Annotated in this window: 10 protein-coding genes, 1 other RNA gene and 1 pseudogene; 10 read left to right on the top strand and 2 right to left on the bottom strand. The window is 70.1% G+C overall.

Annotated elements, in window-relative coordinates:
• The first annotated feature begins 4 nt into the window (after positions 1 to 4).
• From ftsE to ssrA, 6 genes are all read left to right on the top strand, one after another.
• Positions 5 to 694, top strand: coding sequence for a cell division ATP-binding protein FtsE (gene ftsE, locus LK06_RS11580; protein WP_039654410.1), 690 nt, complete (start codon positions 5 to 7; stop codon positions 692 to 694).
• A 35-nt stretch (positions 695 to 729) separates the two neighbouring features.
• Entirely contained in the window at positions 730 to 1647 is a 918-nt protein-coding gene (ftsX, locus tag LK06_RS11575; RefSeq protein ID WP_039654411.1) for a permease-like cell division protein FtsX, read from the top strand.
• A gap of 67 nt (positions 1648 to 1714) precedes the next feature.
• Positions 1715 to 2893: a S41 family peptidase gene (locus tag LK06_RS11570; RefSeq protein ID WP_174673851.1), complete on the top strand. Its 1179-nt coding sequence runs from the start codon at positions 1715 to 1717 to the stop codon at positions 2891 to 2893.
• An 87-nt stretch (positions 2894 to 2980) separates the two neighbouring features.
• The gene (gene smpB / locus LK06_RS11565) at positions 2981 to 3460 is read left to right on the top strand and encodes an SsrA-binding protein SmpB (protein WP_039654412.1); all 480 of its coding nucleotides are present in this window, start codon (positions 2981 to 2983) and stop codon (positions 3458 to 3460) included.
• Positions 3461 to 3541: 81 nt separating this feature from the next.
• A complete protein-coding gene (locus LK06_RS11560; RefSeq protein ID WP_039654413.1) occupies positions 3542 to 4543 on the top strand; it encodes a DUF389 domain-containing protein in 1002 nt (333 codons plus the stop codon).
• A gap of 167 nt (positions 4544 to 4710) precedes the next feature.
• Positions 4711 to 5097: a transfer-messenger RNA gene (gene ssrA, locus LK06_RS11555) on the top strand.
• Between the two features lie 225 nt (positions 5098 to 5322).
• Here ssrA and LK06_RS11550 read toward each other — a convergent pair.
• Positions 5323 to 6614, bottom strand: a pseudogene (locus LK06_RS11550) (MFS transporter).
• Positions 6615 to 6698: 84 nt separating this feature from the next.
• Here LK06_RS11550 and LK06_RS11545 point away from each other — a divergent pair.
• From LK06_RS11545 to LK06_RS11530, 4 genes are all read left to right on the top strand, one after another.
• Positions 6699 to 7676, top strand: a complete 978-nt coding sequence (locus LK06_RS11545) for a LysR family transcriptional regulator (RefSeq protein ID WP_039654415.1) — start codon at positions 6699 to 6701, stop codon at positions 7674 to 7676.
• Between the two features lie 199 nt (positions 7677 to 7875).
• Positions 7876 to 8787 (top strand): hypothetical protein, encoded by a 912-nt coding sequence (locus tag LK06_RS33970; RefSeq protein WP_043433585.1) that lies wholly within the window; start codon positions 7876 to 7878, stop codon positions 8785 to 8787.
• Between the two features lie 188 nt (positions 8788 to 8975).
• Positions 8976 to 10364: an MFS transporter gene (locus tag LK06_RS11535; RefSeq protein ID WP_039654417.1), complete on the top strand. Its 1389-nt coding sequence runs from the start codon at positions 8976 to 8978 to the stop codon at positions 10362 to 10364.
• An 87-nt stretch (positions 10365 to 10451) separates the two neighbouring features.
• A complete protein-coding gene (locus LK06_RS11530; protein WP_039654418.1) occupies positions 10452 to 11612 on the top strand; it encodes a uroporphyrinogen-III synthase in 1161 nt (386 codons plus the stop codon).
• Between the two features lie 84 nt (positions 11613 to 11696).
• Here the strand turns inward: LK06_RS11530 and LK06_RS11525 are convergent, their stop codons facing one another.
• Complete coding sequence (locus LK06_RS11525) at positions 11697 to 12713, bottom strand: Acg family FMN-binding oxidoreductase (RefSeq protein WP_039654419.1); 1017 nt, start codon at positions 12711 to 12713, stop codon at positions 11697 to 11699.
• Between the last annotated feature and the right edge of the window lie 211 nt (positions 12714 to 12924).

Raw genomic sequence — 12924 nt, 5'->3', positions numbered from 1 at the left:
CACCGTGATCCGATTCGACAACGTCTCCAAGGTCTACCCCAAGCAGACCCACCCAGCCCTGAGGGATGTCTCCCTGGAGGTGGAAAAGGGCGAGTTCGTGTTCCTGGTGGGTTCCTCCGGCTCCGGGAAGTCCACCTTCCTGCGGCTCATCCTCCGCGAGGAGCGGTGCAGCCACGGCCAGGTGCACGTGTTGGGCAAGGACCTCGCGCGCCTCTCCAACTGGAAGGTGCCGCAGATGCGCCGCCAGCTGGGGACGGTGTTCCAGGACTTCCGGCTCCTGCCGAACAAGACCGTCGCCGAGAATGTGGCCTTCGCACAGGAGGTCATCGGCAAGTCCCGCGGCGAGATCCGCAAGTCCGTTCCACAGGTGCTTGACCTCGTCGGGCTTGGCGGCAAGGAGGACCGGCGACCCGGCGAACTCTCCGGTGGCGAACAGCAGCGCGTCGCCATCGCGCGGGCCTTCGTCAACCGGCCCAAGCTGCTCATCGCCGACGAGCCCACCGGCAACCTCGACCCGCAGACCTCCGTCGGCATCATGAAGCTGCTCGACCGCATCAACCGGACGGGCACCACGGTCATCATGGCGACGCACGACCAGAACATCGTGGACCAGATGCGCAAGCGCGTCATCGAGCTGGAGAAGGGCCGTCTCGTCCGCGACCAGGCCCGCGGCGTCTACGGCTACCAGCACTGAAGCAAGTTCACGACGGAAAGGCTTGACCAGACGCCATGCGCGCCCAGTTCGTCCTGTCGGAGATCGGTGTGGGTCTCCGCCGCAATCTGACGATGACCTTCGCCGTCATCGTCTCCGTAGCCCTCTCCCTCGCCCTCTTCGGTGGCTCGCTGCTGATGAGCGACCAGGTCAGCACCATGAAGGGCTACTGGTACGACAAGGTCAACGTCTCGATCTTCCTGTGCAACAAGCACGACGCCGAGTCGGACGCCAACTGCGCCAAGGGCGCGGTCACCGAGGACCAGAAGAAGCAGATCCTCGTCGACCTCAAGAAGATGCCCGTCGTCGAGAGGGTGTCGTACGAGTCACAGGACCAGGCCTACAAGCACTACAAGGAGCAGTTCGGCAACTCTCCGCTGGCCGGCTCGCTGACGCCGGACCAGATGCAGGAGTCGTACCGGATCAAGCTCAAGGACCCGCAGAAGTACCAGGTGATCGCCTCCGCGTTCAACGGGCGGGCCGGCGTGCAGTCGGTGCAGGACCAGAAGGGGATCCTGGACAACCTCTTCCAGCTGCTGAACCTGATGAACCGGGCGGCGCTCGGCGTGATGGCGCTGATGCTGCTGGTCGCCCTGCTGCTGATCGTCAACACCGTGCGCGTGTCGGCGTTCAGCCGCCGCCGAGAGACCGGGATCATGCGTCTGGTCGGCGCGTCGGGCTTCTACATCCAGGCGCCGTTCATCGCCGAGGCGGCCGTCGCCGGTCTGATCGGCGGCAGCCTCGCTTGTGTGTTCCTGGTGGTCGGCCGGTACTTCACCATCGACCACGGCATGGCCCTGTCCAGCAAGCTCACGCTCATCAACTTCGTCGGCTGGGACGCAGTGTTGACCAAGCTGCCGCTGATCCTCGCCACGAGCGTGCTGATGCCCTCCCTGGCGGCGTTCTTCGCTCTGCGCAAGTACCTGAAGGTGTGACACATGCCAAGACAGCCGTACGGGCATACGGCCGTGCGGCCCTTCACCGTGTCCTAGACTCACCGCCATGTCAGGCCGTGACCTGTTCTGCCAGCCCCGTCGCATCCGCCACGGGGCCACCCTGACATTGGTCTTCTTCGGCGTGCTGGTCGCCGGCGCCGTCACCGGCTCCCTCCCGGAACACGCTCACCCCGTGCGCCGGGCCGCCCCCGGCCCGGCGCGCCCGGACAGCGCGGCCGCCCGGCACGAAGCGGTCCAGCGGGCCGCCGCCGAGGCGATGGCCGATGGCAAGTCCCCGATGGAGGCCGCCGAGCGTGCCGTCAGCCGCAGTGGGGACCGGTGGGGCGCCGTCTACTCCGAGGGCGAGTACGAGGAGTTCCAGGAAGCCCTCGACGGCCGGTACACCGGCGTCGGGCTGTGGGCGCGCCGCGAGCGGGACGGCCGGATCGAGGTGACCAAGGTGCAGCCCGACTCACCCGCGGCCGCCGCCGGGATCCGCAGGGGAGACCGACTGCGCAGCGTCGACGGCGGCGGAGTCGACGGCCGGCCGGTCACCGAGGTGGTCTCCTTACTGCGCGGCGACGCCGAGGACGCCCCGGCCGGTACGACGGTCACCCTCGGCCTGCAGCGCGGCACCCGCGCCTGGACCGAGAAATTGCGCCGGGCCAAGTTGTCCACCGATTCGGTGACCGCCCGCAGGCTGCCCGGCGGGGGCACCGTCATCAAGATCGCCGCGTTCACCCGAGGCTCCGCCGCCGCCGTCCGCGCGGCCCTGCGTGCAGCCCCGGCCGGCGGCGGGATCATCCTCGACCTGCGCGGCAACTCCGGTGGCCTGGTGACCGAGGCCGTGGAAACCGCCTCCGCCTTCCTGGACGGCGGCCTGGTCGCCACCTACGACGCCGACGGTGCCCAGTGCGTCCTGCACGCCGATCCCGGCGGCGAAACCACCCGGCCCCTCGTCACCCTGGTCGACGGGGGCACCATGAGTGCGGCCGAGATGCTCACCGGTGCTCTTCAGGACCGGGGCCGCGCGGTGGTGATCGGCTCCCGCACCTTCGGCAAGGGTTCCGTCCAGATGCCGACGAAACTCCCCGACGGCTCGGTGGCGGAGCTGACCGTCGGCCACTACCGGACCCCCTCCGGACACGTCGTGGACGGTCGCGGGATCACCCCCGACCTGGAGGCGGGCCTGCAGGTGCTGCAACGCGCCGAGACGGTCCTCAGCGGCCTCGGCAACGCCTCATAGTTCCCTGTGTCCGCGCCCTCTCCTGCGCTTCCGCCGATTAATACGCTTCCCCCGCACCCCCTCCGTGGTGCGAAAATGGTCGGCACTATGGCTAAGGAAAAAGGGCGCAAGCTGATCGCGCAGAACAAGAAGGCGCGGCACGACTACCACATCCTCGACACCTATGAGGCGGGCCTGGTCCTCATGGGCACCGAGGTGAAGTCGCTGCGTCAGGGGCGCGCCTCGCTGGTCGACGGCTTCGTACAGTTGGACGGTCACGAGGCGTGGTTGCACAACGTGCACGTCCCCGAGTACAGCCAGGGCACCTGGACCAACCACAGTGCCCGCCGCAAGCGGAAGCTGCTGCTGCACCGTGACGAGATCGACAAGCTGGAGTCCAAGTCCCAGGAGACGGGTCACACCATCGTGCCCCTCGCCCTGTACTTCAAGGACGGCCGTGCCAAGGTCGAGATCGCACTCGCCAAGGGAAAGAAGGAGTACGACAAGCGCCAGACCCTGCGGGAGAAGCAGGACCGGCGGGAGGCGGACCGGGCGGTAGCGGCGGCGCGGCGCAAGCAGCGGGCGTAGTTTTCGCCGATACGGGCCAGGCCCAGCCGTACTCCGGGTGTCCTGCAGGGCGGGACCCGCGCCGTCCGTGATACTCGGGGCATGATCAGCGGGGTTCGTGCCCATGTCCTTCCGCCCTCCCAGCGGCGTTCCCTGGAAGAGCTGTCGGACGATCTCGACCTGTCGTCCGGAGACACCACGGCCAAGCGGTCGGCCTTCTGGACGATGCTGGTCCTGTCGTCGGTGATCGCGGCCGGGGGGGTGCTGACGGACTCGACGGCCACCGTGATCGGCGCAATGATCATCGCGCCGCTCTCCACACCGATCATGGGCATCGCTCTGGGATCGGTACGGCGCCGCCGCACTGGAGCGGCCCTGGTCGTCCTCTTCGCGTGCCTGGCGGTGATCGCCGTCGGGATGCTGTTCTCGGTGGTCCTGCCCGGCGACTACGACCTGGTCTCCAACAGCCAGATCGCCTCGCGCACCTCGCCGGGACTGATGGACCTGGTCGCCGCGCTGGCGACGGGTTTCGCCGGTGCGGTGGCGCTGGCCCGCCGGGACGTCGCCGCGGTGCTGCCCGGGGTCGCGATCGCCATCTCCCTCGTGCCGCCGCTGGTGGTGGCCGGGGTGTGCCTGGGAAAACTGTCGGGCTGGCTGGCCCTGGGCTCGCTGCTGTTGTTCGTGTCCAACCTCTTCGCACTGGTCTTCGGCGGCATGGTGGTCTTCGCTACCCTCGGCTACGGGGCGGAGGCCGACAAGAAGGCTGGCCGACCGGCCCGCGTCGCCTACATCGCCATGGGCATGCTGTTCGTGATCGTCTTCGTGCCGCTGGCCGCGAACACCACGCTCACCCTGCTGATCGACATCTGGACCGGTCGGGCCAAGACTGCGGCGACCCAGTGGCTGGCCGGCGAGCCGGGCGCCTCCGTCACGAGTGTGGACGCGGCTTCGCGCACGCTGTACATCCACGTTCGGGTACCCGGGAGTCTCCCACCGATCAAGGGCCTGCTGGACCGGCTCGACGGCGAGGTCCCGGACGGCGTGCCCGTCGTGGTGGACGCCACCCGCGGCAATCGCATCGCCATCGGCAGGGTGGGCCAGTGAGGGCCACGCCGCAGATCTGGCCGCCGCCCACCCCGTCCGGTGCCGGGCGGGTGATACGCGGGAATACGCTGGCAACGGCATGTGTTGGTCACGTACGATGGAACCGCACCGCAAGGCCGGTGCGAGTGCGTGTCCCCGCGCGGGGACACGGATTGAAAAATCAACATGGGGATGATCGGTTTCGACAGCGGCTGTCGAAGCAGGGGAAGCGTGTCGAGGAAGCGGCCATGATCTCGTAAACCACAGGCCGAAAACAATAATCGCCAACACCAAGCGCGATTCCTCCCAGTTCGCCCTCGCTGCCTGATAAGCGGCTAGCGAACCTCTCAAGGGAGTGTCAGCCCGGGGCTGTTCCCGACCCGGATCCTGGCATCAGCTAGGGGACTAAACCTTGATCCCGGTCACGGGGTGAAAAGGGAAACCACACAGTGACTGAGCCCGTCGGAGACTTGTTCGCGTGATCTCCGGGGCCGAGAAAAGCACAGCGGACTGCACACGGAGAAGCCCTGATTCCGCACCGTTGGACGCGGGTTCGATTCCCGCCATCTCCACGATCGGGAGGTCCATGAGCCTCCTTGACCCATGTGGGCAAGGCCCCGTCGCTTCGAGCGGCGGGGCCTTTGCCGTGCCCCTACGGGTGCTGAAGGCGTCGGACGACAGGATCCACTGGGGGATTTCGGTCCGTCCGGACTCGTCGCGCGGTTCGTCGGGCGACGGGGTGCCCTGCCACGGCGGAGGGGCACCTGCTGCGACCTCCCCGTGGTACACGGATGTCCCCGTCACGCACGGGCCGGGCACACGGACCGCGTGGTCGAGCCGATCAGCAGGGCCGCGACCGCCGCGGCGGCCGGAACCGCGAAGGCGGACGCGGGAGACAGGCGCTCAGCCGCCCAGCCGCCCAGCCGCCCACCGCCGAGCCGCAGGCGATGCCGGCGAGCAGTCCGGTCACCACCAGGCTCATGCCCTCGTTGAGCCGGTCGGCCGGGGTGCGCCGCTGCACCAGGTTCATCGCCGTCACCATGGTCGGCGCGGTCGCCATGCCTGCGGCCAGCAGTGCGACCGCCAGCACGACGAGGGAGCCGGTGGTCATGGCCGCCAGCCACGGCAGGGTCATCAGCCCGGCCATCCCGGCCAGGCACCGGGACAGCTGAGGGCCGGCCGGCCTCAGCGCCCCGTACCCCAGCCCCGCCGCACAGGAGCCGGCCGCTTGCAGCGCGAGCATGGCACCGGCCGCGGCCCGGTGTCCTTGTGCGTCGGCGTAGGCGATCGTGACGACTTCCATCGCACCGAACACCGCACCGGTGGCCGTGAAACACACCAGTAGGGGCGGGACGCCGGGGCTGCGCAGCGGCGACGGCGCCTTCGAACGGGCCCGCCGCGGTGGCTCGGTCGCCCGCTGTGCGGCGAACAGCAGCATTCCGCCCAGCAGCAGTACCGCCCCGGTGAGCGTGCCCGCTTCCGGGAAGAACGCGCCGGTCAGGAACGACGCGAGTACCGGACCGAGCATGAAGCACAGCTCGTCAGCCGCCTGTTCGAAGGAGTTCGCGGTGTGCAGTGCACCCGGATCGTCGCGCAGCAGATGGGCCCAGCGGGCGCGGGAGAGGCCGCCGATGTTGGGGGTGGCCGCGGTGGCCGTGTAGGCGGCGAACAGGGTCCAGTCGGGGGCGCCGCAGTGTACGCACAGGAGCAGCGCGAGACTGCCGAGCACGGAGGCGAAGGTGGCCGGCACGGCGACCCGGGCCTGCCCGTGCCGGTCGACGAGCCGGGCGAGCCAGGGCCCGGCCAGGGCGGTAGCGGCGAGTCCGGTCGCGGTGACGGCACCGGCGAGGGAGTATGCGCCACGGGCACCGGCGATCATCACGACGGCGCTCACGCTGAACATGCCCATGGGGAGACGGGCGAGGAGATTGCCAAGGGTGAAGGCACGGGTGCCGGGCAGGGAGAACAAGTGCCGGTAACCCCTTGCCGGTGCCCCTCCGTTCGGTGTGCGCCGCTCTGTTCCGGAGCGGTGGGGCACGGCGTCCTGAGTGGTTCGGTGCGGTCTGGCGTCCTGGGTGATCTGGTGCGGCATGGAGCAACGCTCACCCGGAACCGAGCACGGCGTCCAACACCTTCCCGGGCCCGATTGACGCACCGGTGTTGTAGGTTCGCCGTCATGTCCGGGCCCGCTCACATAGACCCTCGCCTGCTGCGTGCCTTCGTCGCCGTGGCCGAGGACCTGCACTTCACGCGCGCCGCGGCACGCCTGTACGTTGCCCAGCAGGTGCTCAGCAGGGACGTACGGAGGCTGGAACGAGAACTGGGCAGGGAACTGTTCGTGCGGACCACCCGGCAGGTCACGCTGACGTCGGACGGTGAGCGCCTGCTGCCGCACGCTCGCCGTGTCCTCTCCGCCCAGGACGACCTGCTCGCCGCGTTCGCCGCCGGCCAGGCCCGTCCGCTGCTGGTGGACCTCAACTCGCCGGGCCTGGGTACCGGTCGCCGGGTGCTGCACCGGGCCCGGGAGCTCGCCCCCGGCTGTGAGCTGATGGCCCGTTACGAGAGCGGCCTCACCTCAGCCGCCGTCGAACTGCTGGCCGGCCGCCTGGACGTCTCCTTCGGTCGTTTCGCCGGGCTTGACCAGGCGCTGCGGTCCGGTCTGGAACAGCAGCCGGTGCGTTACGAACCGATGGCCGTCATCCTGCCGGAGGGCCACCCGCTGGCCGCCCTGCCCGAGGTGCCGGTGGCCGCGCTGGCCCGGGAAGCGGTGTACGCCGGCTCCGGGAACCCGGGCACCGGGGAGTGGACCGACCTGGCCCGTCACCTCTTCGAGGGGCACGGCATCCGACTCGCCGACCCCCTACCGTTGGCGATCGGCGACGAGGAGTTCGAGCGGCTCATGGCCAAGAGTCGGCATCCGGTGCTGGCCGTGGTGGACTTCCCGGACATGCCGCGCGCGGTACGGCGTCCGCTCGTCGACCCCGTCCCCGTGTCGCCCGTCTCCCTGGTCTGGCGGAAGGGGTTGGTCCATCCCGGACTGGACGCGCTGCGCAGGGCGGCCGCCGAGATCGCGCGATCCGAGGAGTGGCTGCGGTGGCCCGACGACGGATGGCTTCCGGCCAGTGATCACCGGGTGATGAGTGGCCGTGCATGACACGGGCCGCGTATCGAACCCCCCGTGCGGGAAGGCCCGCACGGGGAATGACGTGAACCGCGAACACCGACTCAGCGTCCTGGAAGAGTGCGTGCAACAACGGCAGTCGCCCCCGTGAGCCCTGCACGGAATGCTGCGGTGACCGGTATTGCCGTGGGGAATGGTGGGCACCCGAATCGATCGAGGAGAACAGGCACCCATGACACAGCCCCCGCAGGACGGTCCCTCCCACCCCTACCCGGCGCCAGGGTCCGGCCCGTACGGCGACCAGCCTTCGAACGGTCAGCAGCAGCCGGGTCCGTACGGTCAGCAGCCCCAGCAGCCCCAGCAGCCCGGGCCCTACGGTCCGCCGCAGCCGCCGTACGGTGGGCAACCCGGCCCGTACGGTCAGCAGCAGCCGGGTCCGTACGGTCAGCAGCCCCAGCAGCCCCAGCAGCCCGGGCCCTACGGTCCGCCGCAGCCGCCGTACGGTGGGCAACCCGGCCCGTACGGTCAGCAGCAGCCGTTCGGTCAGCCGCCCTATCCGCCGCAGCCTCCTGCGGGCGACCCCGGGAAGAAGAAGCGACTCGCGCTGGTCGTAGGTTCACTCGCCGCGGCGGCCGTTCTCATAGCCGGCGGGGTGTACCTCGCGACGAGTCGCGGGGGCGGTGGCGGGCCCCTGGCCGACGAGAGCCCGTCGGCATCGGCAAGCGCGTCGGAATCCGCTTCGCCGGTGCAGTCCGCCTCGCCGGTGGAGACCGAGGACCCCGTGGACGAGCCCAGTGCCGACAACACCTGGGGCGACGAAACCAGCCGGTCCGCCGCCCCCGCCACAGGCTTCGTGGGCCAGTGGCAGGACTCCGGAGGCAAGACCCTCACCATCGGCGAGAAGTACGCGTCGGGTGACTACAAGGGCAAGAACTCCGTCAACCTCATTGATCCGGGTGGTGACGGCATCCTCCTGGGCCTGGGGCTGGAACACGACAACGGCACCATGCGCATCGCCCTCAAGCCGATCAGCAGCAAGAAGGCGAGCGACCTGCGCGCGGCGACGCTCACGCGTTCGGGCGACGACGTGAAGGTCGACTGGGACAAGGGCGGCACCGACACCCTCGCTTGGAACGGCGACTGACGTGACCGCCTGCGGCTGACGCGACCGCCTTCGCGACCGCCCGAGACCTCTCATCCCGTCCCCCCGCGGGGTGAGAGCAACGTTCCCTTCTGGTCACTCGCAGCCACAGGCCGGAAACGCGCCCTCCCTACCTTCGGGACCCAACGGCAGCACGACACCTGGGCACCGGAGCACCGTGGAGGCATGAGATGACAGTTCCGAGCACCGCCGGCGCACCCCACAAGGGGGCCCGCTGGATCGCACAGTGGGATCCCGAGGACGAGACCTTCTGGGAGCTCCAGGGCAAGCGGATCGCCCGGCGAAACCTGGCCTTCTCGGTGATCTCCGAGCACATCGGGTTCTCCGTCTGGAGCATGTACTCGGTGCTGGCCCTCTTCATGGGGTCCGCGTACGGGATCGACCCGGCCGGCAAGTTCTTCCTGGTCGCCGTCGCCTCGCTGGTGGGCGGAGTCCTGCGCGTCCCCTACGGCTTCGCCGTGGCCCGGTTCGGCGGCCGGAACTGGACCATCTTCAGCGCGGGTCTGCTGCTGGTCCCGACCGTGGCGCTGCTGGTGGTGATGGAACCCGGAACCTCGTACGCCACGTTCATGGCCGTCGCGGTCCTCACCGGCGTGGGCGGGGCGAACTTCGCCTCCTCGATGACCAACATCAACAACTTCTACCCGCTGCGCCTCAAAGGCTGGGCCCTCGGCATGAACGCGGGCGGCGGAAACATCGGCGTCGCCGTGGTCCAGCTGGTGGCTTTGCTGGTCATCGGCGTCGCCGGAGCCAGCCATCCGCGGGTGCTGCTGGCGGTCTACATCCCGCTGATCGTTCTCGCGACCGTGCTGAGCGCATGGAACATGGACAACCTCGCGCCGGTGCGCAACGACACCGGTGCGGCCAAGGAGGCCGTGAGCGACAGCCACACCTGGATCATGTCCTTCCTCTACATCGGCACCTTCGGCTCCTTCATCGGCTACAGCTTCGCCTTCGGGCTCGTGCTGCAGAGCCAGTTCGGTCGTACCCCCCTGCAGGCCGCCTCGCTCACCTTCATCGGCCCGTTGCTGGGATCGCTGATCCGACCCGTCGGCGGGCAGTTGGCCGACCGGCTGGGCGGAGCCAAGATCACCCTGTGGAACTTCGGGCTGATGGCGGTGGCGTCGGCGGTCATCGTCCTCGCCTCGGTGCAGAAGTCGCTGCCGTTGTTCATCGGCGGATTCATCGCCCTGTTCGTCCTCACCGGCGTGGGCAACGGCTCCACGTACAAGATGATCCCGGGCATCTTCCGGGCCAAGGCCGCGGCCACGGGCATGGTGGGCGAGGAGGCGGCCGTGTACGCACGACGCCTGTCCGGTGCCGCCATGGCCCTGATCGGTGCCGTGGGCGCGCTCGGCGGCCTCGGCATCAACCTGGCGCTGCGCCAGTCCTTCCTCTCGGTAGGCTCCGGCACCGGAGCATTCGTCGCCTTCCTCCTCTACTACTCCGTCTGCTTCGCGGTCACCTGGGCCGTATACCTTCGCCGACCGGCTTTCGACCAGGTCCAGGCCGGTGCCTCGGCCGAGACGAAGCCGCAGCTCAACTACGCGGAAGTGTGACGTAACACCGGTGACATCAACCCGAACCGAGCCTGTCACGCGCCGTTGACAGGCTCGATCGGCGTTCCGGTCAGCTAGGAGAGCCCCATGTACGACGAAGAGCAGCACCCCGGACGTCCGGAACTCGGGCCGCTCACGGGATTCACCGTAGGTGTGACCGCCGCGCGCCGGGCCGACGAACTGGGCGCCCTGCTCCAGCGGCGCGGCGCCGCCGTCCTGCACGCGCCCGCCCTGCGGATCGTGCCGCTCGCCGACGACGGTGAACTCCTCGCCGCCACCGAGGAGATCATCGACCAGCCACCAGAGGTGGTCGTGGCGACCACCGCGATCGGCTTCCGCGGCTGGGTGGAGGCCGCCGACGGCTGGGGGCTCGGTGAGCAGTTGCTCGACCGGCTGCGGGGGATCGAACTGCTGGCCCGGGGCCCCAAGGTCAAGGGCGCCATCCGAGCGGCCGGACTGACCGAGGAGTGGTCGCCTTCGTCGGAGTCCATGGCGGAGGTGCTCGGCCGCCTCCTGGAGGAGGGGGTCGACGGCCGCCGTATCGCGGTGCAGTTGCACGGCGAACCGCTGCCGGGATTCGTGGAGTCGCTGCGGGCAGGGGGAGCGCAAGTGGTCCCGGTCCCGGTCTACCGCTGGATGCCCCCGGAGGACGTCACCCCCCTGGACCGACTCTTGGACGGGGCCGTCTCCCGAGGTCTGGACGCCCTCACCTTCACCAGCGCCCCCGCCGCGGCTTCTTTCCTCTCGCGCGCCGAGGACCGGGGCCTGCTGGCCGAGCTGCTGGCCGCCCTGTCCCAGGATGTCCTGCCGGCCTGCGTCGGTCCGGTCACGGCCCTGCCGCTGCAGGCGCGCGGGGTGGACACGGTTCAGCCGGACCGCTTCCGCCTCGGCCCGCTCGTCCAGCTCCTGTGCCGGGAACTCCCGGCCCGTGCCCGCGCGCTGCCCATCGCCGGCCACCGGGTGGAGATCCGGGGCCACGCGGTCCTGGTGGACGACGTCCTGAAGCCGGTGCCCCCAGCCGGGATGTCCTTGCTGCGGGCCCTGTCCCGGCGGCCGGGTTGGGTCGTGTCCCGGGCCGACCTCCTCCGGGCCCTGCCGGGCGCCGGCCGCGATGAACACGCCGTGGAGACGGCCATGGCCCGCCTGCGTACCGCGCTGGGCACGCCGAAACTGATCCAGACGGTGGTGAAGCGGGGGTACCGGCTGGCGCTGGACCCGGCGGCGGACGCGAAGTACGCGGACGCGTAGTCGCCTCGGCGCCAGCCGCCGTACCGCCCGCGGGGCCTCGTCGGCTCTGCCCGCTCTGCCGGTGCGGCACTCGGCGGGGCTTCCTCACCCGGCGTCGTACACCTGCTCCGGTGTACGCCGGGGAGTGGCCGGGCCCTGCGGGCCGTACCCGAGACGGATCAGCATCTGCGCGTGCCCCGTGACGTTCGGTACCGGGGTCAGGTCGTGGCGCAGGTCGGGCCACTCCATCGGCTGGTGGAGCAGAGAAGCCCGCACACCGTGCGTCGTGGCCGCCAGTAGGACGTGCTCCAGCGCCTGCCCGGCGCGCAACCAGTCGCTGCGGCGGTCGTGCCCGGTGGTCAGCAGGGCTACCGACGGGAGGGACTCGAAGGGCTTGGCGGGGAGCCGCTCGGTGTGCCGCTGTGCGGTGAAGTCCCGCATGGGCAGCTGTTCCTGTGCGTCCTGGAGTCCCAACGCGGCTCGCGGCATGCCGGTGTCGGCGGCGTCGTAGGGGTCGCGGTGTACCCACCGGCGGCTTTCCGCGGCCCGTTCGGGGTCGGTGCGGTTGCGGTGCTCGGCCTCCCCGGTCAGGCGCAGCAGACGTGCCGTCTCGGCGGGCCCGGGAAAGGTGAGCGAAGCGCCTTCCGCATGGGCGGCTTCGGTGAGTTCGGTTTGAACGTGCGACGGAAGCGGCCTGCGGGAGAAGGGGAACCTGCTGCTGTGGCGGTGCCGGATCGCCGGGTAGAGGCCGGCGAGGTGCCGCGTCGGGCGGCGGAGGGGCCCGGACAGCCGGAGCGTGGCGAGCAATCCCGGATCCCCGGGATCCGGCAGCAGACGGACGACGGGTGTCCGACCGAAGTGGGCTGCCGCGACGCGGAGGTTGAAGACGCAGGCGCCGACGGACAGGTGCAGGGCCCGGCCGACCGGATCCGCGTGGCGCAGGGCGCGTTCCGGGACGGCGTGCACCTCCAGTGCGGCGGACTCCGGAGCGAGCCGGAAGCGCCACGGCTGGGTGTTGCAGACCGAGGGCGCGGCCACGGCCGCCGGGATGCAGGCCTCCAGGGTCGCGGCGTCGAGGGCCGCGGCGTCGAGGGGCGCGGCGTCGAGGGTCGCGGTACGCATGATGGCTTCCTCCCGTGCAGAAAGGTGTGTGTGACAAGCGTGAGAGCATCGCGGCCTCATCGTGAGGGGCCGGACGGTCCTTTCACCGGGCCGGTCAGGGCACGGTCGATCACCGCACGCGTGCGGCACCGCAGCGCACCGACGCCGGTGGCACCCTGGCCGGGCCCACCAGCCCGACATTCTGTCCCGTCGGCCCCGGGGTGCACTCGGG

The organism is Streptomyces pluripotens (genome assembly GCF_000802245.2).
GTDB classification, from domain to species: Bacteria; Actinomycetota; Actinomycetes; order Streptomycetales; family Streptomycetaceae; genus Streptomyces; species Streptomyces pluripotens.
The sequence above is the reverse complement of the archived record's forward strand: the minus strand, read 5'-3'. Positions and strand labels throughout refer to the sequence as shown.

Bases quoted from the DNA above. Each gene is read 5' to 3' on its own strand.
- LK06_RS33970 (WP_043433585.1), top strand. From the start codon at position 7,876: ATGACACAGCCCCCGCAGGACGGTCCCTCCCACCCCTACCCGGCGCCA.
- LK06_RS11535 (WP_039654417.1), top strand. From the start codon at position 8,976: ATGACAGTTCCGAGCACCGCCGGCGCACCCCACAAGGGGGCCCGCTGG.
- LK06_RS11570 (WP_174673851.1), top strand. From the start codon at position 1,715: ATGTCAGGCCGTGACCTGTTCTGCCAGCCCCGTCGCATCCGCCACGGG.
- LK06_RS11530 (WP_039654418.1), top strand. From the start codon at position 10,452: ATGTACGACGAAGAGCAGCACCCCGGACGTCCGGAACTCGGGCCGCTC.
- LK06_RS11545 (WP_039654415.1), top strand. From the start codon at position 6,699: ATGTCCGGGCCCGCTCACATAGACCCTCGCCTGCTGCGTGCCTTCGTC.
- LK06_RS11560 (WP_039654413.1), top strand. From the start codon at position 3,542: ATGATCAGCGGGGTTCGTGCCCATGTCCTTCCGCCCTCCCAGCGGCGT.
- LK06_RS11525 (WP_039654419.1), bottom strand. From the start codon at position 12,713: ATGCGTACCGCGACCCTCGACGCCGCGCCCCTCGACGCCGCGGCCCTC.
- ftsX (WP_039654411.1), top strand. From the start codon at position 730: ATGCGCGCCCAGTTCGTCCTGTCGGAGATCGGTGTGGGTCTCCGCCGC.
- smpB (WP_039654412.1), top strand. From the start codon at position 2,981: ATGGCTAAGGAAAAAGGGCGCAAGCTGATCGCGCAGAACAAGAAGGCG.